The organism is Nocardia sp. NPDC127526 (genome assembly GCF_042672265.1).
Taxonomy (GTDB): Bacteria; Actinomycetota; Actinomycetes; order Mycobacteriales; family Mycobacteriaceae; genus Nocardia.
The window spans coordinates 338,971-357,914 of record NZ_JBHXVO010000001.1 but is presented as its reverse complement, the minus strand read 5'-3'; the positions used below and the strand labels follow the sequence as shown (position 1 = coordinate 357,914).

At 68.2% G+C, this 18,944-nt stretch carries 18 protein-coding genes and 1 pseudogene; 12 read left to right on the top strand and 7 right to left on the bottom strand.

Going from position 1 to position 18,944, the window contains the following annotated elements; genetic code table 11:
* Positions 1-1,214, bottom strand: a pseudogene (locus ACFVIV_RS01745) (histidine kinase); the annotation flags it as partial.
* A gap of 340 nt (positions 1,215-1,554) precedes the next feature.
* On the opposite strand from ACFVIV_RS01745, the gene ACFVIV_RS01740 reads away from it, so the two are divergent.
* The 6 genes from ACFVIV_RS01740 (at position 1,555) to ACFVIV_RS01715 (ending at position 7,926) form a co-directional block, all read left to right on the top strand.
* Positions 1,555-3,669 (top strand): AMP-binding protein, encoded by a 2,115-nt coding sequence (locus ACFVIV_RS01740; RefSeq protein ID WP_379192789.1) that lies wholly within the window; start codon positions 1,555-1,557, stop codon positions 3,667-3,669.
* Between the two features lie 105 nt (positions 3,670-3,774).
* Positions 3,775-4,161 (top strand): hemophore-related protein, encoded by a 387-nt coding sequence (locus ACFVIV_RS01735; RefSeq protein ID WP_379192787.1) that lies wholly within the window; start codon positions 3,775-3,777, stop codon positions 4,159-4,161.
* A 16-nt stretch (positions 4,162-4,177) separates the two neighbouring features.
* The gene (locus tag ACFVIV_RS01730) at positions 4,178-4,894 is read left to right on the top strand and encodes a response regulator transcription factor (protein ID WP_379192785.1); all 717 of its coding nucleotides are present in this window, start codon (positions 4,178-4,180) and stop codon (positions 4,892-4,894) included.
* Positions 4,895-4,939: 45 nt separating this feature from the next.
* Positions 4,940-6,325 carry an ATP-binding protein gene (locus ACFVIV_RS01725; RefSeq protein ID WP_379192783.1) on the top strand — a complete coding sequence of 462 codons (1,386 nt, stop codon included), beginning with the start codon at positions 4,940-4,942 and terminating at the stop codon, positions 6,323-6,325.
* Between the two features lie 29 nt (positions 6,326-6,354).
* Complete coding sequence (locus tag ACFVIV_RS01720) at positions 6,355-7,512, top strand: YhgE/Pip domain-containing protein (protein ID WP_379192781.1); 1,158 nt, start codon at positions 6,355-6,357, stop codon at positions 7,510-7,512.
* A gap of 126 nt (positions 7,513-7,638) precedes the next feature.
* On the top strand, positions 7,639-7,926 hold the full coding sequence (locus ACFVIV_RS01715) for a hypothetical protein (RefSeq protein WP_379193108.1): 288 nt from the start codon (positions 7,639-7,641) through the stop codon (positions 7,924-7,926).
* Positions 7,927-8,246: 320 nt separating this feature from the next.
* Here ACFVIV_RS01715 and ACFVIV_RS01710 read toward each other — a convergent pair whose 3' ends face one another.
* Positions 8,247-8,609, bottom strand: a complete 363-nt coding sequence (locus tag ACFVIV_RS01710) for an FKBP-type peptidyl-prolyl cis-trans isomerase (RefSeq protein WP_379192779.1) — start codon at positions 8,607-8,609, stop codon at positions 8,247-8,249.
* A 47-nt stretch (positions 8,610-8,656) separates the two neighbouring features.
* Between ACFVIV_RS01710 and ACFVIV_RS01705 the strand changes: the two genes are divergently transcribed.
* On the top strand, positions 8,657-9,460 hold the full coding sequence (locus tag ACFVIV_RS01705) for a TrmH family RNA methyltransferase (protein WP_379192777.1): 804 nt from the start codon (positions 8,657-8,659) through the stop codon (positions 9,458-9,460).
* Positions 9,457-9,750 carry a DUF2537 domain-containing protein gene (locus ACFVIV_RS01700; RefSeq protein ID WP_379192775.1) on the top strand — a complete coding sequence of 98 codons (294 nt, stop codon included), beginning with the start codon at positions 9,457-9,459 and terminating at the stop codon, positions 9,748-9,750. Before ACFVIV_RS01705 ends, ACFVIV_RS01700 begins: the two co-directional genes overlap by 4 nt.
* A gap of 2 nt (positions 9,751-9,752) precedes the next feature.
* Here the strand turns inward: ACFVIV_RS01700 and ACFVIV_RS01695 are convergent, their stop codons facing one another.
* The 3 genes from ACFVIV_RS01695 to serC all read right to left on the bottom strand — a co-directional run bounded on the left by ACFVIV_RS01695 (position 9,753) and on the right by serC (position 13,324).
* Positions 9,753-10,577 carry a DUF6928 family protein gene (locus ACFVIV_RS01695; protein ID WP_379192773.1) on the bottom strand — a complete coding sequence of 275 codons (825 nt, stop codon included), beginning with the start codon at positions 10,575-10,577 and terminating at the stop codon, positions 9,753-9,755.
* Positions 10,578-10,938: 361 nt separating this feature from the next.
* Positions 10,939-11,997, bottom strand: coding sequence for a septation protein SepH (gene sepH, locus ACFVIV_RS01690; protein ID WP_379192771.1), 1,059 nt, complete (start codon positions 11,995-11,997; stop codon positions 10,939-10,941).
* Between the two features lie 202 nt (positions 11,998-12,199).
* Complete coding sequence (gene serC / locus ACFVIV_RS01685) at positions 12,200-13,324, bottom strand: phosphoserine transaminase (protein WP_379192769.1); 1,125 nt, start codon at positions 13,322-13,324, stop codon at positions 12,200-12,202.
* A gap of 176 nt (positions 13,325-13,500) precedes the next feature.
* Between serC and ACFVIV_RS01680 the strand changes: the two genes are divergently transcribed.
* Positions 13,501-14,274 carry a hypothetical protein gene (locus tag ACFVIV_RS01680; protein WP_379192767.1) on the top strand — a complete coding sequence of 258 codons (774 nt, stop codon included), beginning with the start codon at positions 13,501-13,503 and terminating at the stop codon, positions 14,272-14,274.
* Between the two features lie 15 nt (positions 14,275-14,289).
* On the opposite strand, the gene ACFVIV_RS01675 is transcribed toward ACFVIV_RS01680, so the two are convergent.
* Positions 14,290-14,463 carry a DUF1272 domain-containing protein gene (locus ACFVIV_RS01675; RefSeq protein WP_379193107.1) on the bottom strand — a complete coding sequence of 58 codons (174 nt, stop codon included), beginning with the start codon at positions 14,461-14,463 and terminating at the stop codon, positions 14,290-14,292.
* 165 nt (positions 14,464-14,628) lie between these two features.
* Between ACFVIV_RS01675 and ACFVIV_RS01670 the strand changes: the two genes are divergently transcribed.
* The gene (locus ACFVIV_RS01670) at positions 14,629-15,414 is read left to right on the top strand and encodes an RDD family protein (protein WP_379192765.1); all 786 of its coding nucleotides are present in this window, start codon (positions 14,629-14,631) and stop codon (positions 15,412-15,414) included.
* A 107-nt stretch (positions 15,415-15,521) separates the two neighbouring features.
* On the opposite strand, the gene ACFVIV_RS01665 is transcribed toward ACFVIV_RS01670, so the two are convergent.
* The gene (locus tag ACFVIV_RS01665; RefSeq protein WP_379192764.1) at positions 15,522-16,664 is read right to left on the bottom strand and encodes a citrate synthase 2; all 1,143 of its coding nucleotides are present in this window, start codon (positions 16,662-16,664) and stop codon (positions 15,522-15,524) included.
* 101 nt (positions 16,665-16,765) lie between these two features.
* On the opposite strand from ACFVIV_RS01665, the gene pdxH reads away from it, so the two are divergent.
* Together pdxH and ACFVIV_RS01655 are read left to right on the top strand one after the other, a co-directional pair.
* A complete protein-coding gene (gene pdxH, locus ACFVIV_RS01660; RefSeq protein WP_379192762.1) occupies positions 16,766-17,491 on the top strand; it encodes a pyridoxamine 5'-phosphate oxidase in 726 nt (241 codons plus the stop codon).
* Between the two features lie 109 nt (positions 17,492-17,600).
* Positions 17,601-18,902: an MFS transporter gene (locus ACFVIV_RS01655; protein ID WP_379192760.1), complete on the top strand. Its 1,302-nt coding sequence runs from the start codon at positions 17,601-17,603 to the stop codon at positions 18,900-18,902.
* Positions 18,903-18,944: the final 42 nt, after the last annotated feature.

Below are 18,944 nucleotides of genomic sequence, written 5' to 3'. Positions count from 1 at the left end.
CCCATGGACTGCACGAGGTCGCTGGTGATGGGGGCCATCGTGGCGACGTAGGGGATGTCGTCGACGGCGCGGGCCAGCTGGCCGATCTCCTCCTCGGTGTGCACCGGCATCGGTTCCAGCGGCACGTCTTCGGGATCGGCGCCGTCACGCAGCGCGGAAACCTCTTGACCGAGGTCGTATTCGGCGACGCGCAGCGCGGCCAGGCGCAGCCGGCGCAGCGGCACGATCATGGCGCGCGCGATGAGCACGGCCAGGGCCAGCGCGCCGAGAATGGTGGCGACCACGATGACCGCGTAGCGGATGGCGTCGGAGCGCGAGGTGCTCGCGAGGCTGTCCACGCGGTCCACGATGTCCCGGGTGGAGTCGTTCACGATGCCCTGATAGCGATTGATGCTCTGCTCGAGCGAATCCTTCAGCTCGGAGATCGGCAGTGAACCGGAGGCGGCCTGCGGGCCCGAGGTCAGCTGCAACCGGGTGTCGACCAGCTGATTCAGTTCGGCAATGGTCTTGTCCGCATCGTCGAAGCGATGCGCGAGCACGCTGAGCATGTGGCGTTCGGTGGCCGCGCCGACCTGGAAGTCGCGCAGACCGTCCTTGGTATTGCCGCGTAGCGCCTCGGCCACGCCCGCGATCTCGCTGACCATGACGGCACGGGTGTTCAGCGAGTCGACCAGGCGCAGTTTGTACTGGTCCACGTTCTTGTCGGCGACCGTGGACACGATGGATTCCACGGTGCGGACGCTGTTACCGCGAATGCGCTCGATGGCGGCGGTGGCGTCGGCGACGGTCTTGGTCGGCGTCAGGCCGCTGGCCCGGATCGCCTTGGCGCCGATGATCATCTCGTCGATGGCGGAGCGAGCGCTCGGAATGTCGCTCAGCTTCGGGGCGGCCTTCTCCGCGAAGGCGATGGCCGTGTCGAGGGCGGCCAACTCGGGCTCGGAGGTCATCGACTGGGTCGGCGACAACATGATCGACTGACCCGAGGCCACCTGTGAGGCGGTCGCGGACAGACCGGTGATCGCCGGGATCACCCCGACGTGCTCGACGGCCGTCTTGTACCGGCTCGACTCGGCGAATTCCGCCGAGATCCTCGACGCACCGAGCGCGACCGCGACCAGCAGCGGGACGGCCAGAACTGCCGTCACCTTCCATCGCAGGTCCCAGTTGCTCAGCGCCCAGCGCCGTGTGCTGCCGGACCTAGCGGCGTCACGCATCTCCCACTCACTTTCCAAACTGGCCCAAGCCACGCGCCATCCGCGAGCCTCCACGATCGCACGCTGGGCTCGACAGACAGAGCTGGCCGAGAACTGCGGCTGGCCGAGAAATTGCGTCCATGACGGCCGAAATATGTGACATGCGATTCTAACGGATCAATAACTTCTTGTGTGACTTCTTGGCAACCACCGGGCTCTGACCTGCCGATTCCAGGCATTATCAAAGGTCGCGGCGTCCGCCCGGACGTCGCGTGAAGTCTGCCACAATCAGGCTGATCTATCGAGGCGGGCATCCATGCCCATCACAAGCGTGCTGGTGCGGAGCTAGGGAGTCACGGGGTTGAACGCGAAGCAGGAGTACCGACCGGCGTATCAGCTGAGCCTGGTCGATCCTTCGGAGTTCTGGCGTGACGCGGCCGATTGCATCAGCTGGGACGTGCCTCCCACCCAAATTCTGGATACCGCGGCACGGCCGACGGCCCGGTGGTTTCCCGATGCTCGCCTCAACACCTCCTACAACGCCCTTGATCGGCATGTGCGCGAGATCACAGACCCCGACGGCTCATCCAGCGGTCAGGAGGGGGGTCGCGCCAATCAGCCCGCCCTAATATACGACTCCGCTATGACCGGCACCAGGCGTGTGTACACATATGCCGAGTTGCTGGACGAAGTCGCCCGATTTGCCGGATCCATGACGCGCCTGGGTGTTCGGACCGGCGATCGCGTCGTCATTTATATGCCGATGATCCCCGAAGCGGTCATCGCCATGCTCGCCTGCGCGCGCATCGGCGCGGTGCATTCGGTGGTCTTCGGCGGCTTCGCCGCGCACGAATTGGCGGCCCGCATCGACGACGCCCATCCTGTGCTGATTATCACTGCGTCAGGGGGGCTTGAACCCGGCCGCCGCATCGAATATCCGCCGATCGTGTTGCAGGCCCTCGATATTGCCGAGACCACCTCCCCGCGCACCGTGCTCGTCAAACAGCGCGAGGGCTTTCCGGCCCTGCGCTTCCCGGCCGAGCAGGCCGCCACCGAATCCCTGCCCGCCTCCTCGGAGACGGTGGCCGCGCGCTGGCTGGACTGGGACGACGCCACCCGCGATGCCGAACCGGCCGAACCGGTCTCGCTGGCGGCCACCGATCCGCTGTACATCCTCTACACCTCCGGAACCACCGGGAAGCCCAAGGGCGTGGTGCGCGACAACGGCGGGCACGCGGTGGCGCTGGCCTGGTCCATGCGCAATATCTACGACGTCCGGGCCGGGCAGGTCATGCTGACGACCTCCGATATCGGCTGGGTCGTCGGGCATTCCTACATCGTCTACGCGCCGCTGCTGGTGGGCGCGACCACCGTTCTCTACGAGGGCAAGCCGATCGGCACCCCCGACGCCGGCACCTTCTGGCGGTTGATCGACGACTACAAGGTGCACGTGATGTTCACCGCACCAACGGCATTGCGGGCCATCCGCCGCGCCGATCCGGAGGCCGCGGCCGCCAAGCGCCACGATCTGTCCACCCTGCGCGCCCTGTTCTGCGCGGGCGAGCGGCTCGATCCGGCCACCTACGAATGGTCCGTCGACACCCTGCTCGCCGATCATCCGGAATGCCCGGTGGTGGATCACTGGTGGCAGACCGAGACCGGCTGGCCGATCTGCGCCAATCCGCTCGGCCTGCAGCAGCTTCCGATCAAGACCGGTTCCGCCTCGGTGCCGGTGCCCGGCTACCGGCTGCGCGTGCTGGATTCCGAAGGCAATGCAGTGCCGCCGAACACCGAGGGCAATATCGTCATCGGGCTGCCGCTGCCGCCCGGCACGCTCACCACGCTGTGGCGCGACGACGAGCGCTTCGAGCGCTCCTATCTCTCCGCCTATCCCGGGCACTATCTGACCGGCGACTCCGGCTACTTCGACGAGGACGGCTACCTGTTCGTCCTCGGCCGCAGCGACGATGTGATCAATATGGCCGGCCACCGGCTCTCGGCGGGCGGGATCGAGGCCGCCATCGCCGGGCATCCGGCGGTCGCCGAGACCGCGGTCATCGGCATCCCCGATGAACTGAAGGGCCAGCGCCCCATTGGATACGTGGTGCTCAAGGCCGGAATCGACATCGACGCCGCGCAATTGCGCGACGAGGTCATCGCGCGGGTGCGCGAGCGGGTGGGCGCCATCGCCACCCTCTACGACGTGGTGCCCGTCTCGGCGCTGCCCAAGACGCGCTCGGGAAAGATCCTGCGCCGCACCATGCGCCAGATCGCGGCCGGGGACGCCTTCGAGGTGCCGCCCACCATCGAGGACGCGGGCATGCTGCCCACCCTGGAGAAGCAGATCCGCGATGCCGTCACAGTGATGGAGGACCGGGAACGTATTGCCGCGGCCGATGCCGCCGCGGCCGCCACCATGCCGCTGCGGCGCATCGACCCGGCGGCGGCCACCGGTGACGCCGCGGCGACAAGTTAACGCCCTCAAGGTTTTCTCAGAGATCGTTCATCGGTCTCCCACCGCAATGCCATACCGTCGGGCGGGCGCGGATCCCCGCGCATGCCAATCGGAAAGGTCGATGCAATGAGTTTCGTCCGTAATCGCCGGGTCGGCGCGGTCCTCGGGGCCGGCGCTCTCGCCACCATCGCCGTCGCACTGGTCCCGGCCACCGCATCGGCGGCCCCGGCGGATCTGGTCGCGCCGCTGCTAAATTCGACCTGCAGCTTCGCCCAGGTGGATGCCGCACTGCACGACAAGGCCCCGGCGCTGGCCCAGTTCCTCGACCAGAACCCGGCGCAGAAGGCGGAACTGCAGGCCAAGTTCGACCAGCCCATCGCACAGCGCCAGGCCGAGTTCGAAGCCTATGTGGCGGCCAACCCGGACGCCGCCGCCCAGGCCGAGGCCGACCCGCGCGCGGGCGGAATCGCCGCCGCGATCCAGCAGGTCGCCGACACATGCCACAACTACTGAGGTAGAGCCTGCGAGAATGGAGTCCGTGGTCGAACGCGGTGAGCTACCCACTGTCCTCGTCGTGGACGACGACGAGGATGTCCTGGCTTCGGTCGAGCGCGGGCTCCGGCTCTCGGGCTTCCGGGTGGTCATCGCCCGGGACGGGGCGGCGGCCCTGCGCGCCGTCACCGAGCAGTCCCCCGATGCGGTCGTACTCGATATGAACATGCCGGTCCTGGACGGCGCGGGCGTGGTCACCGCGCTGCGGGCCATGGGCAATGAGGTGCCGATCTGCGTGCTGTCGGCGCGCAGCTCGGTGGACGACCGCATTGCCGGGCTGGAATCCGGCGCCGACGACTATCTGGTGAAGCCGTTCGTGCTCGCCGAACTGGTGGCGCGCATCAAGGCGCTGCTGCGGCGGCGCTCGGACGTCCCGGCCTCGACCATTCCCGGCGGTATTTCCGTGGGGCCGCTGGAAGTGGATGTGGCGGGTTATCGCGCCCTGTTGCACGGGCGCGAAATCGAGCTCACCAAAAGGGAATTCGAGTTGCTGTCCACCCTGGCGCGCAGCGCCGGCGTGGTGCTGAGCCGGGAGCGGCTGCTGGAATTGGTGTGGGGCTACGATTTCGCCGCCGACACCAATGTGGTGGACGTCTTCGTCGGCTATCTGCGCCGCAAACTCGAGGCCGACGGCACGCCCCGGCTGCTGCACACCATCCGCGGTGTGGGCTTCGTGCTCCGGGCCCCGAAATGACACGGGCACGACAATGCCGTGGTCGCTGACATGGTGGACAGCCGAATGAATTGGCGCCGTTCGTATTCGGTGCGAACGCGCGTCGCCGCGGCGGCCGCGCTCGGCGCGACCATCATCGTGGCGGTGCTCAGCTGGATCACCATCTACGCCATCGAGCGCAACAACATCACCAATGCCGATCAGCAGCTGGCGGTGGCCTCCCGGGTGGTGCTCATCGAGCCGGTGATCGCGGTGACCGTGCTGAATGTGCTCGGGCCCAGCAATGATCTGGCCGTGACCGTGCGGAATACCGACGGATCCCTGGCCAGCACCTCGGTGCAGCTGCCCGAGCTGCCGACCGGCAAGCAGACCGTGACCGTCGGTGGCGAAACCTATCGGGTGCTCACCACCAGTGAGAACCAGCCGACGGGACGCGTTGTGTCCCTGGGGCTTCCGATGACCGCGACGGAACAGGCCACCGCCGCCCAGCGCCGCTGGGTGCTGTGGGCGGCGCTGGCGTCGGTGGCGGCGGCCGCGGGGCTGGGCTGGCTGTTCGGCGGCCGGGCGGTGCGGCCCATCGTGAGCCTCACCCGGCAGCTGGACCGGCGCGGGCCCCATGGCGATCCGGGCGCACCGCTTCCGGTGGACGGATCCGGGGTGCGCGAGGCCGACAAGCTCGCCGAGGCCGTCAACACCATGCTCGAACGCGTGGACCGGGCGCAGGCCGAGACCGCCGCGGCCCTGGAGACCGCGCGCGATTTCGCCGCCGTCTCCGCGCACGAACTGCGCACCCCGCTCACCGCCATGCGCACCGATCTGGAAGTGCTGCGGACCCTCGATCTGGATGAGGCACAGCGCATCGAGATCCTGGCCGATCTGCAGCGCAGCCAGAATCGGGTGGAGGCCACCCTGGCCGCTTTGGAGCGGCTTGCCGCCGGGGATCTCACCAATGAGCGCGATCATGTGGAAACCGATGTGGCCGAGGTGTGCGATGCCGCGGCGCACGATGCCATGCGGCACTTCCCGGAGCTGAAGGTGCGCATCGACACCGATGCCGAGCTGCTCACCCGCGGGCTGCCGACCGGGCTGCGGCTGGCCATCGACAATGCGCTGGCCAATTCCGCGCGGCACGGCAAGGCCACCGAGGCGCTGTTGTCGGCGCATCGCGCGCCGAACGGGTGCATCGTCATCTCGGTCGACGACAATGGGCGCGGCATTCCGGCGGCGGAGCGCGATGCGGTGTTCGCGCGGTTCTTCCGCGGCAGTCAGGCCAGCAAGGGCGGTTCCGGGCTGGGCCTGGCGCTGGTGGCGCAGCAGGCGCAATTGCACGGCGGGCGAGCCTATTTCGATGACGGCCTGCTGGGTGGTGTCCGTTTGGTCCTGGAATTGCCGGACCGCAACACGCCGCCGCCCGAACCATTTACGGAACTCTCAGACAAACGCCAGAGCTAGGGCCATTCGGTACCTCTACGGTCTGAATGGTGTTCGGAAAACGTAGCCGCTGGGCCCTGTTCGTACTGCTGCTGGCAGCCGCGGTCGCCGCGGGTGCGGTCGCGCTACTGCGGCTCTCGCCGGCGCCGGAGGGAGTGGCGCTGATCAACGCCGATACCGGGCCGATCGGTGAACGCGTGGTGAAAGCCCTGCAGGACAGCGGGACTCGGGAATGGGATGTGGTGGACGAGGCGAGTACCGCCGATTACGCCGCCATCATCACGCTGCCCGAGGATCTGTCCACTTCCGTCTCGTCGCTGGCCACGGACAAGCCACAGCGGGCGCAGGTCACCGTGACCACCCACGACCGGGCCGACGCCGATACGGTGAACGACGCGGTGAACGAGGTGACCAAGCAGATCAGTGCGGCGGGGCTGGATTCGTTCTTCGCGGCCATGAACTCGGCGCGGGGGCAGGTCTCGCAGGTCGCGTTCACTTCGCAGCTGCTCAGCGCCGGAGTGCAGGCCGCGGCGGACGGGGCGGGGCAGTTCAGCGGCGGGGCCGATCAGCTGCTGTCGTTCCTGGAGCAGGCCAAAGTCGGTGCGGCGCAGATGACCTCGGCCATCGCACAGTTGAACACCACCGTCGCGGCGGCCACCACGCAGGCCAATCAGCTCGCCGATGCGCTGGAGGCGACGGGGGTCACCGTCGGGCAGATCACCGGTGCGACCACCGCGCTGAGCGACGGGATCAATACCGTGGTGCCGTTGCTGCAGGCGCTGCCGTTCGCGGGGGATCCGCAGCTGGCCTCGATCATTCAGCAGATGCAGAGCTTGCAGACCATTGCGAATCAGGCGGGCGGGCAGCTCAGCGGGGTCGGGCAGATCACCGGGACCGAGGTCACCGCCGACACCACGATCAGCCAGTTGCTGCGCGATGCCGCGACGCGATTGAGCGATGCGGGCGCACAGTTGAGCCAAGGGGCGCAGCTGGCCGAGCAGATTCCGCAGATCGCCGATCAAGGCAGTACCCAGCTACTGACCGCCATGCAGGCGCTCACCACCGGAGTCACTCAGCTGCAAGCGGTGACCAATACCCTCGGCACCCAGGCCAACCAGGCGTTGAACTCGCTGCCCGCGCGCAGTGTGCCGCAGCAGTCGCTGATCTCGTCCATGCTCGCCGATCCGGTGGAGATCGTTCGCAAATAAGTCTGCAAACAATCAGCAACAATCGGCGGTTCGCTTGGCTACAATCGTGTCCGAATCGCTCTAATTGCTCTGATCGCCCGTTTCACTGTGCTCCTGAACCGCATCGGAGAGGAAACGATCGTGAGCATGCTGCTGGCCGCGCACGACATGTATGGCACGGTCCTGGCCCAGATGGGCAACCCCACCGCCGAAACCCCGCCCATGGCGGACAAGCTCATGAAGCTGTTCCGCTATTTCACCTGGTTCACCCAGATGTCGGGCATTGCCGCCATCACCTACGGCGGCGGACGCTTCGCCTGGGAGAAGTGGGGCGGGGGTGGATTGCAGTCGCCCAAGATGATCGCCAATGCCATGGTCGGCGGTGCTACGGCTACCAGTGCGGGAACGATCATGAATACCGTAGTCGGAGGGTGAGGTAGCCCGGTTTTCTCGGCTGGAAAAGGGGCGCGCTGTATTTTTCCCAGGGGCTCCGCCCCCGGACCCCCGGTGGTCGGGGGCTAGCCCCCAAGGCCCCCATTGGGGGCTGCGCCCCCAAGCCCCCAAAGACACAAGCGTTCAAAGGCCGAGCACGACAACGGCTCCAGCCTGGAGGGCTGGAGCCGTTCGAGCAGGGGTCGGGGGCCGGGGGCCGGACGCCCGCTTTCCCTTCTGGGGGGGTGGGGCGCAGCCCCCGAGTTCTCCCCCGCTTTCCCTTCCGAGGGGTTGGGGGCGCAGCCCCCAACCTCTTCCCGTCCTCAGCTGAGGACGTCGAGCAGGTCGATGATGAAGACCAGGGTCTTGCCGGACAGGGGGTGACCCGAGCCGGCGGGGCCGTAGGCCAGCTGGGGCGGGATGGTCAACTGGCGGCGGCCGCCGACCTTCATGCCGGGGATGCCTTCCTGCCAGCCCTGGATCAGGCCGCGCAGCGGGAAGGTGATGGACTCGCCACGCTTCCACGAGGAATCGAACTCCTCGCCGCTGTCGAACTCGACGCCGACGTAGTGCACGTCGACGGTGTCGCCCGGCTTGGCCTCGGCGCCTTCACCCACCACGAGGTCCTTGATCACCAGCTCGGTGGGGGCGGGGCCCTCCTGGAACTCGACTTCGGGCTTGGTCATGGACTGTCCTCTTCTTTAGGGGATCGCGGTCGTGACAACCTTAGGCGGTGGCTGAAGTGATCGATATCGACGACCCCGCCGATCCGAGGATCGCCGATTTCCGGGACCTCAATTCCGCGGACCGGCGTCCGGACCTGCCGGGCGGGAAGGGCCTGGTCATCGCGGAGGGCGTGGTGGTCGTGCAGCGGATGCTCGCCTCGCGGTTCACTCCGTTTGCGCTGCTCGGCGTGTCGCGGCGGTTCGAGCAGCTCGAGGAGGATCTGGCGGGGGTGGACGTACCGTATTACCGGACCTCCGCCGAGGTGATGGCGGAGGTTGTCGGGTTCCACCTCAACCGGGGCGTGCTGGCGGCGGCGCGGCGGCCGCGGGAGCTCACCGCCGCGGAGGTGCTGGCCCAGGCTCGCACGGTGGCGGTGCTGGAGGGCATCAACGATCACGAGAACCTCGGCTCGATCTTCCGGAACGCCGCCGGGCTGGGCGCGGACGCGGTGCTGTTCGGCGACCGCTGCTCCGATCCGCTGTATCGGCGGGCGGTGCGGGTGTCGATGGGGCACGTGCTGCGGGTCCCGTTCGCCCAGTTGCCGGGCTTGCCGGGCAGTCTGGACATGCTGCGCGCCAAGGGTTTTCAGATCATCGCGCTCACCCCGAATCCCAAGGCCGGGACCCTCGCCACCGCCATGACCGGCGACAAGGTGGCGCTGCTGCTCGGCGCGGAGGGCCCGGGACTGACCGAGGAGACCATGGCGGCCAGCGATATTCGCGCCCGCATCCCCATGACACCGGGCACCGATTCGCTTAATGTGGCCACCGCCGCAGCCATGGCCTTCTACGAAAGAGTGCGAGCACAGTGAGCTACCCGCCGGACGGTCCCTACGGATACGGGTATTCCGAGCCGACCCCGTGGGCGGCCGGAATCATGGTCGTGGCGATCGTGGCGGTGCTGACGGCGTGCGGGGTCTACGCGTTCAGCGCGGCGCTGGCGGAGGTGCATCCGGTGGTGGCGGTGCTGGTGAATCTGGTGGCGGTGGGCGGGGCGGCGCCGACGGCCTGGCGGTGGCGGTTCGCGCCGGTGACCCGGTGGGTCATTGCCGGGCTCGCGGCCGGCGTGCTGCTCGGCTGGTTCTCGCTGATCTTCGGCTGATCTCAGGACACGCGGTCGCGCCCGCGCAGCCAGCTGAACAGGCCGCGCCTGCCATTGTGCTCGACCTGGGTCTCCGGCGGCGCCTCCGGTTCGGGCGCCTCGCCCTTGGGGAACAGCGAGAAACCGCAGACCTCGATCTCCTCCGGCCGCAGCGGCGTCCGGTCGGGCGGCGGCGCATCCAGATCGATGGGTTCGCCGTCGGGCATGGTCATCTCGATATCCGGCGGCGGCCCCTGGGGTTCGGTGTCGACGGAAACCCCGCCGCGATACCGGAATCCGAGCCAGATGGCATTGGCCGCGTCCGCGAAGTCCGGCGGATCGAACGGCAGCAGTTGCGGATCCGGCAATTCGCCCGGTGCGAGGTCGATGGGATGCTCCCCCGCCCAGTACGGCCGTTCCCATACCAACGGCAGCCCGGCGTCCTCGAGGATGTTCACCCGCGTCGCGCTGAAGGAGCGCCGGAATTCGCCGCGCTCCCAATGGGCGAAGGCGCCCCAGCCGAGCGAGAGGTCGTAGGAGATGAGGAAGGTGTGCTCGGAGGCGAGCGGGCGCACCAGCAGCTCGGGCAGTTTCGTCGGCCGGGGCAGGGCGGCCTGGGTGGAGCAGACCACGGTGACGCCGGGATAGCAGCCGATATAGACGGATTCGGGATCGGGCCCGGCCCACACCTTCATGGTGCCGGAGGCGGCGGGCACCACATCGCGGTCCGGATTGAGCTGCCGGGCCAGGGCCCAGGCGGCTTCGGGATCGGGTCCCGGGTGTGCGCGCAGGACGGCGACCGGATCGGGGGCGTCGACGTACCAGATGGACGACACTGTGGATGGCACGGTCCGGCACCTCCCGAATTGCTTGTAGTCAAGATGGCAAATCTTGAGCAACACTCGGCGGCCGTGTGTGCGCCTCGGCGTCGGATCGCCCGGGCAATCACCGCCACCAGTACAAAATCTACCCCCACCACGGCCGGAAATGTCGCTGTTGCCAGAGCCGGTTCTCGGCGCGGCGAACTCGCTGCACAAATTGCACAGGCAAACTCTTAGCGATCTTCGAATGTCTACGTAACGACTGATCTCGCAACGGTCGGGGTAACTCACCGGGTACGCCCAGAATCGGGTCGGCACCCAACCACAGGCACGCGTGCACAACTGCGAACGGCTCCCAAGCCGGGCGCTAAAGTTCCGGGGAGGCGGATCAGTGTCCGGAGCTGCGCACGCCTAGGAGGACGTCCTCCCAGGACGGCATGGGGGCCTTGCCGCCGCGCTTGGCGCGATTGGGTTTCTGCGCGTTCGGCTTGGCGGCCGGCTTCTCCGCGGCGGGCGCGGGCTCGGCGGCAGCGGCGGCCGGTTCCGCGGCGGCCGGAGCCGCCGGAGCCGGAACCGAATGCTCGGGCGTCGCGGGCGGATTCGGCGCCTTGGGCGCGGCGGGGGCAGACGGCGCGGGGGCCGGAGCCGGAGCGGCGGCCGTGGGCACCGGCACCGTGCCGTCGCCGACGGCGGCGCGCTGCTCGAAATAGCCGTCCAGGCTCTCCTGATTCGCCGACCGGGTGGGCGCGGCGTATTCGGCCCGCTCCTCCCGCGCGGCGGGCGCGGGGGCGCGCGGCGCGGGCGGTTCCGCCACCGCGGGCTCGGACTGGTCCGGCAGGATGGTCGCCAGGCCGCGCAGGGCCCGGCCGAAATCGGGATCGATCAGATCGCCGGCGGGATCATCGAGCGGGACCACCGACCCGCCGTGCGCGTCGGGCTGGTAGCGCCAGTGCGCGGCGATCACCGAACGACCGGCCTGCCACTGCAATTGGGCCACCCAGTAGCCCTTCTCGTCCTTCCAGGCATCCCATTCGGCGACCTCGATATTGTGGCCGCGCTCGGCGAAGGCCGCCGACACGATGTCGATGAGGGTTTCCACCGCCGGACCGTCATTGCGGACCGGATGCGCCTTCTGCGCCAGCTCCGCGGCCCGGGCCCGTTCCAGCAGTACGGGATACGCGAAGCGCTCCACGCGGCTGGAGGGCATCCCGGATTCCTCGGTCACCTGTTCCACCGAGGCGCCGGCACGGATTCGAGCCTGGATATCGCGAGGACGCATGGTGGCTTCCGTTTCGATCTCGATCTGGCCGAATCGGGCAAGGTCTCCACGGGCGGCGGCACGCAGTTTGTCATCGGCGGCGAGCCGGTACTTCTGGCCGGACTCGGTATCGATGCACACGATATGCGCGGAATCGGGCGTCAATCCGATTACTCGAAGTTCACGCACCGTTACCTCCTTATCACTGCATCACACACAGCGCTGCGTCCATCACAGCTATATCGCCGGGCTCGCGACCGTCGGTCCGTCCCCGGTGAATACCGCCCACGTTCTGGAACAGTAGTGCACTTCTGTGAATCCCGGGGCAAGACACGCGGCGCGGAAATCTGTCGCCAGACTCCCGCGCCGCATTAGCTTGTGTGGTTCGGCATCAGCCGATCTGGCCGACCACCCAGTCGATGCAGCGCGTCAGCTGCGACACGTCCTCGGGATCGATGGCCGGGAACATGCCGACGCGGAGCTGGTTACGACCCAGCTTACGGTACGGCTCGGTGTCCACGATTCCGTTGGCGCGCAGGATCTTCGCAACCTGTGCGGCATCCACCGAATCCACGAAGTCGATGGTGCCGACCACCTGCGAGCGGTGCGCCGGGTTCGCCACGAACGGAGTCGCGAATTCGCTGGTCTCGGCCCACGAGTACAGCCGCGAGGAGGAATCCGCGGTGCGCTTCACGGCCCAATCGAGACCGCCGTTGCCATTGAGCCATTCGATCTGATTCGCGAACAGCAACAGCGTGGCGAGCGCCGGGGTGTTGTAGGTCTGGTCCTTGGAGGAGTTGTCCACCGCGATGGGCAGCGACAGGAATTCCGGGGTCCAGCGACCCGAGTTCTTGATCTCCTCCACGCGCTCCAGGGCCTTGGGGCTCATGAGCGCGATCCACAGGCCGCCGTCGGAGGCGAAGCACTTCTGCGGCGCGAAGTAGTAGACGTCGGCGTCGGCCATGTTCACCGGCAGGCCGCCCGCGCCGGAGGTGGCGTCGATGGCGATCAGCGCGTTCTCCGAACCCGCGGGGCGGGACACCGGAATGGCGACACCGGTGGAGGTCTCGTTGTGCGCCCAGCCGATGAGGTCGACCGAGGGATCCGAGGTCGGCTCGGGCGCGCTGCCCGGCTCGGCCTTCACCACGATCGGATCGCCGATGAACGGGTTGCCCTTGGCGACCGAGGCGAACTTGGAGGAGAACTCGCCATTGCTCAGGTGCAGCGACTTCTCCCGGATCAGGCCGAAGGCGGCCGCGTCCCAGAACGCGGTGGTGCCGCCGTTGCCGAGGACGACCTCGTAACCGTCGGGCAGCGCGAACAATTCGCGCAGACCCGAGCGCACGCGGGCCACCACATCCTTGACCGGCTTCTGCCGGTGGGAGGTGCCGAACACGGAAGCGCCGGTATCCACCAGGGACTGCAGCTGTTCGGGACGCACCTTGGAGGGTCCGCAGCCGAACCGTCCGTCGGCGGGCTTGAGATCGTCGGGGATGGTCGGGAACGCAGAGGTCATGGCGACAAGGGTAGAGCGTGGGTGTATCCGCGCACGCGAGTGGGTAGCCACTGCCGACCCGCAGCGGCCAACGCCCATCTCGACATTCGGTAGCCCGCGAACAAAACTCTCAGTCGACGAGCCGGCATGCGGGTATTGGTGTGGCCGGGGCCACAGAGCCATTACGGTGTACGGCCATGAACATGGCCGCGCACGAGCGACCTGACACCGATTCCGACGATTCCGGGTCTCCCGCGAAATCCGGACGCGCGCAAGGCCGTAACCCGGTGGACGACGGTCCGCGCCCGGGCTTGTTCACCCGTCTGTCCTCGCAATTCGGCTCGCGCGGGCTCGCGCGCCGCGGTCCCGCGCTCGACGATGCCGCGCGCCGGGAGCTGCTCATGCACGGCGCCGAGGGCACCGCCACCATCCTCAGCGTCCGCTCCGGCGCACGGAGTGCGAGCACCGCGCCGGATGCCGGACCGGAGCCGGGCTGCGAATTCTGGGTGCGCATCAAACTGGAAAGCCGGCATCCCTACGAGACCCGCGTCCGCCAGCGGGTCGCCACGGCCGATGCGGAGTGGATGCGGCCCGGAGACGAGGTCGCCTGCCGGGTGGATCCGGGCGACCGCGACCGCGTCGTGCTGTTCGTCCCGCCGCCGGGCGAGACCACCCGCACCAATATCGCCAAGATCCTCAGCGACGGCCGCCGCGCCCGCGCCACCGTGCTCGCCGCCGCGCCGCTGGCCGCCGACTACACCGGCCGCGACGATCCGATCCTGCGGCTGGATCTGGAGCTACACGCCTGGGACGAACCGTCCCCGTGGCGGGTTCGCATCGTGCAGCCCGTCCCGCTGGCGGCGCTGGAGCTGGTCGATCTGGGCCGGCATCTGGAGGTCGCGTTCTTCACCGTCGATCGCGGCGAATCCGTGGCCGTGGACTGGGCGGCCTCGGGGGACGGCAATGCGTAAGGGCCGGAGCCCGATTCATCCCTGAGCGATCCGGCGGGGTCTGGCAACCAGCTCGCCACCACAGTTCGGGCACTGGTAATTCATTGTTCGACCGCAGGTTTCACAGAATGTGCATTCGTATGAGCAGATCAGGGCGGCACCGTCAGCAGGCAACTCGGCAACCTCACATCGCTCGCAGCGGGTCCGCATCTCGAGTGCCACCGTTCACCTCCGTGCCGAATCCATCCGGGCGCCCATGGATTCCGGGGCATCCGGCGTCCGCCTCACGTTATGAGCCGGAATGCTCCAGACTGTAGCGCGGTGCGGTCGCCCAACACGTCCGCATTGTCTGCTCCAACTTCAGCTAGGACCCGAATGACCTACCCGAATAATCCCTACCCGCAGCAGCCGCAGCAGCCCGGCGGTTACCCGCCGCAGCAGCCGGGTTACGGCGCACCGCAGCCGCAGTACGGCCAGCCCGCCTACGGCGCGCCGCAGCAGCAGCCGCAACCCGCTTACGGCGCACCGCAACCCGGCTACGGCGCACCGCAGCAGCCTCAGTTCGGGGCGCCCCAGCAGCAACAGCAGTTCGGCGCACCGCAGCAGCAGTTCGGCGCGCCCCAGCCGCAGTACGGCGCACCGCAACCGCAGTACGGCGCCCCGCAGGGCGGTTACGCGCCCTACGGCGCTCCGCAGGCTCCCTATGCCGGCTGGGGCCAGCGGGCGGGCTCGTTCCTGATCGACTACCTGATCGTCGGCGTGCCCGCCGGCATCCTGTACGGCCTGGCCGGGACCGTCGGCACCGAACCGGTCAAGTGCGATTTCAGCAGCTCGTACAGCAGCGGCTGCACCGGCGGCGGATACTCCGCCGTCGGATTGATCCTCATGCTGCTCGGCTGGCTGATCGCCATCGGCGGCACCGTCTACCTGGGCTATCTGGAAGGCAGCACCGGACAGACCCCGGGCAAGAAGGTGGTCGGCCTGCGCACCATCCGCGAGGCCGACGGTCAGCTGCTGGGCGCCGGCGCGGGCGTGGGACGCAAGTTCGCCCATATCGTGGACGGCCTGCCGTGCTACATCGGCTACCTGTGGCCGCTGTGGGACGCCAAGAAGCAGACCTTCGCCGACAAGATCGTCAAATCCATCGTGGTGAAGGCCTGATCGTTCGCGGCTGACCGGCGGGAGCGGGGCGTTCCCGTTCGGCCGGCCCGGACAGCAGTGTGGCCCGCAGCGGATTCCGCTGCGGGCCACTTGCTTTCAGCGCTGTGTTACTTGCGGACCACGTTCTCCCAGCCGATGACCGTCTCCGCCTTGCGCGGGGCCGGGCCGGTGTAGATGGCGGCCGGGCGGACCAGCTTGCCCAGCTTCTTCTGCTCCAGGATGTGCGCACACCAGCCGGCGGTGCGGCCACAGGTGAACATGGCGGGCATCATGTGCGCCGGCACCTCGGCGAAGTCCAGGATGACCGCGGCCCAGAACTCGACATTGGTCTCGATGGCGCGATCCGGGCGGCGCTCGCGCAGCTCGGCGAGGGCGGCCTGCTCCAGCGCGGCGGCCACCTCGTAGCGCGGGGCGTTCAGGCGCTTGGCGGTGGCGCGCAGCACGCGGGCGCGCGGGTCCTCGGCGCGGTAGACGCGGTGGCCGAAGCCCATGAGCTTCTCCTTGCGGTCCAGGATGCCCTTGACCAGAGCCCGTGCGTCCCCGGACTTCTCGACCGCTTCGATCATCGGCAGCACACGGGCCGGGGCGCCGCCGTGCAGCGGACCGGACATGGCGCCGATGGCTCCGGACAGCGAGGCCGCCACATCCGCGCCGGTGGAGGCGATGACGCGGGCGGTGAAGGTGGAGGCGTTCATGCCGTGCTCGGCGGCCGATACCCAGTAGGCGTCGATGGCCTCGATGTGCGCCGGATCCGGGTCACCCTTCCAGCGGGTCATGAACCGCTCGGTAATGGTGGTGCACTCGTCGATCTTCTTCTGCGGCACCGCGGGCTGGTAGATGCCGCGCGCCGACTGCGCCACATAGGACAGCGCCATGACCGAGGCGCGCGCCAGGTTCTCCCGGGCGGTGTCGTCGTCGATGTCGAGCAGCGGCTGGTAACCCCAGATCGGGGCCAGCATGGCCAGGCCGGCCTGCACGTCCACGCGCACGTCACCGGTGTGCACCGGCAGCGGGAACGGTTCGGCGGGCGGTAGACCACGGCCGAATTCGCCGTCCACCAGCAGGGCCCAGACATCGCCGAAGGTGACCCGGTTCGCGACCAGGTCCTCGATGTCGACGCCGCGGTAGCGCAGCGCGCCGCCGTCCTTGTCCGGTTCGGCGATATCGGTGGTGAATGCCACCACGCCTTCGAGGCCGCTGACGAAGTCGGCGGGGACGGCAGGGCTGGGAACCGCAGCGCTGGCAGTCATGGTGTGACTCTCCTTGCAAATCGGGCCGCCCGATTTGATGGGCGGCCACGCCGATCAGTTAGACCTTAACGCGCGAATTACCCAGGAGTAACGTCTGCCCCATGCGCGACCAGGAGAAATTCGCCACTTCCGACCTCGACCTCGCGGCCCTGCGCGTGGAGTACGGCGTGGACGCCGGCGACAATCATCCCGGGCTGGAAACCGACCTTGACGAGAGCTGGCTGGCGGGCGGCTGGGAGCCGTTGCTGCGCAATTGGATCGAGCACGCGACCAGCGCGGGCGTGCGGGATCCCAATGCCATGGTGCTGGCCACCGTGGAGGTGACCGAGTCCGGGCCGCGGCCGTCCTCGCGCACGGTGCTGTGCAAGGGACTCTCGCCCGAGGGTGTGACTTTTTACACGAACTACGAATCCTTCAAGGGCCGCCAGCTGATTGCCACCCCCTACGCCTCGGCCACCTTCGTGTGGACCATGCTGGGCCGGCAGGTGACGGTGCGCGGACCAGTGCGGCAGGTCGCCCCGGAGGTCACCGCCGTGTACTGGCAGTCGCGGCCGCGCGGATCCCGGCTGGGCGCGTGGGCTTCCCAGCAGTCGCGCACCATTGCCTCCCGGGCGGAGCTGGATCAGCAGATGGACGAATTCGAGCGGCGGTTCGCCGATGTGGACGACATTCCGGTGCCGCCGTTCTGGGGCGGATTCCTGATCGAGCCCGAGACCGTGGAGTTCTGGCAGGGCCGGCGCAGCCGCATGCACAACCGCATCCGGGTGCTGCTCGAGCCGGGCAATCCCGATATCGCAGCCATGAAGGTCGAACGCTTGCAGCCCTGACCAGGCACTACACAAGAGGTTCCACAGTGGGATGAATCACTGCCGATACATGGGATGACCGCCGAAAAAGGCTGGTTCCAACGTAATTCATCCCATTAATGTGCAGTCAGTGAAACTGCTCGCCGACATAACCCCGCTCCGGAACCCCGACTACCGCCGCCTGTGGACCACCGGCGTAGTCACGGTCATCGGAGCGCAGTTGTCGGTGGTGGCGGTGCCGAAGCAGCTGTGGGACATCACCCACAACTCTTCCTATGTCGGCCTTGCCGGATTGTTCGGCCTGGTTCCGCTCATCGTGTTCGGCCTGTGGGGCGGCGCGCTCGCGGATGTGATGGACCGCCGCAAGCTGCTGCTCATCACGGGCACCGGTACCGGTCTCACCGCACTGGCCTTCTGGGCGCAGGCCGCCGCGAACCTGAACAACGAGTGGCTCATCCTGATCCTCTTCGCCGTGCAGCAGGCGTTCTTCGCGGTGAACCAGCCCGCGCGCGCCGCCATCTATCCGCGCCTGCTGCCCGCCGAGCAACTGCCCGCGGCCAATTCGCTGAGCATGACGGTCTTCCAGTTCGGCGCCATCGCCGGACCGGTCGCCGCGGGCATGCTCATTCCGGTGACCGGGTTGTCCACGCTGTATCTGCTGGACGCCGTCGCCCTGCTGGCCACGCTCTGGGCCACCTGGAAACTCCCGGCCATCCCGCCCACCGGCGAATCCCGCCGCGCCGGGCTGCGCGAGGTCTTCGACGGCTTCGCCTATCTGGCCACCCAGCGAATCCTGCTGGCCTCCTTCGCCGTCGACATCGTGGCCATGGTCTTCGGCATGTCCCGCGCGCTGTTCCCGGAGATCGCCTCCGACACCTTCCCCGGCTCCGACGGCGGTGGCACCGCCCTGGGCATCCTGTTCGCCGCCATGTCGGTGGGCGCGGTGCTCGGCGGCATCTTCTCCGGCTGGCTCACCCGCGTCCGCCGCCAGGGCCTCGCCGTGATCTGGCTGATCGTGCTGTGGGGCCTGGGCATGGTCGGCTTCGGCCTGGCCGTCGGCGGCGCGGGCGGCCCGCTGAGCGCCACGGTCGCCCTCTGGATCGCCTTCACCTGCTTGGCCTTCGGCGGTGCGGTCGACATGTTCTCCGCGGCCCTGCGCACCACCATGCTGCAGTCCGTGGCGACCGACGAAATGCGCGGCCGCCTGCAAGGAGTCTTCATCGTGGTGGTCGCGGGCGGACCCCGCATCGGTGATGTTGCGCACGGTTTCGCGGCCGCCGCCGTGGGTACCGCCGCGGCCGCCGCAGGCGGTGGCCTGCTGGTGGTCATCGGCATGATCATCTCGGCTCTGGTCTTCCCGGCATTCCTCCGATACCGGGTTTCACGAGCCCATTCGGAGGTACAAATCGCGGGTCATGCCAATAACACATGACACCACCGCGCCTCACCTCACGGCGATGTGACTGTGAGGTAG

Bases quoted from the DNA above. Each gene is read 5' to 3' on its own strand.
- ACFVIV_RS01670 (WP_379192765.1), top strand. From the start codon at position 14,629: ATGACCTACCCGAATAATCCCTACCCGCAGCAGCCGCAGCAGCCCGGC.
- ACFVIV_RS01735 (WP_379192787.1), top strand. From the start codon at position 3,775: ATGAGTTTCGTCCGTAATCGCCGGGTCGGCGCGGTCCTCGGGGCCGGC.
- ACFVIV_RS01665 (WP_379192764.1), bottom strand. From the start codon at position 16,664: ATGACTGCCAGCGCTGCGGTTCCCAGCCCTGCCGTCCCCGCCGACTTC.
- ACFVIV_RS01710 (WP_379192779.1), bottom strand. From the start codon at position 8,609: ATGACCAAGCCCGAAGTCGAGTTCCAGGAGGGCCCCGCCCCCACCGAG.
- pdxH (WP_379192762.1), top strand. From the start codon at position 16,766: ATGCGCGACCAGGAGAAATTCGCCACTTCCGACCTCGACCTCGCGGCC.
- ACFVIV_RS01725 (WP_379192783.1), top strand. From the start codon at position 4,940: ATGAATTGGCGCCGTTCGTATTCGGTGCGAACGCGCGTCGCCGCGGCG.
- ACFVIV_RS01675 (WP_379193107.1), bottom strand. From the start codon at position 14,463: ATGCGGACCCGCTGCGAGCGATGTGAGGTTGCCGAGTTGCCTGCTGAC.
- ACFVIV_RS01730 (WP_379192785.1), top strand. From the start codon at position 4,178: ATGGAGTCCGTGGTCGAACGCGGTGAGCTACCCACTGTCCTCGTCGTG.
- ACFVIV_RS01680 (WP_379192767.1), top strand. From the start codon at position 13,501: ATGAACATGGCCGCGCACGAGCGACCTGACACCGATTCCGACGATTCC.
- ACFVIV_RS01715 (WP_379193108.1), top strand. From the start codon at position 7,639: ATGCTGCTGGCCGCGCACGACATGTATGGCACGGTCCTGGCCCAGATG.
- serC (WP_379192769.1), bottom strand. From the start codon at position 13,324: ATGACCTCTGCGTTCCCGACCATCCCCGACGATCTCAAGCCCGCCGAC.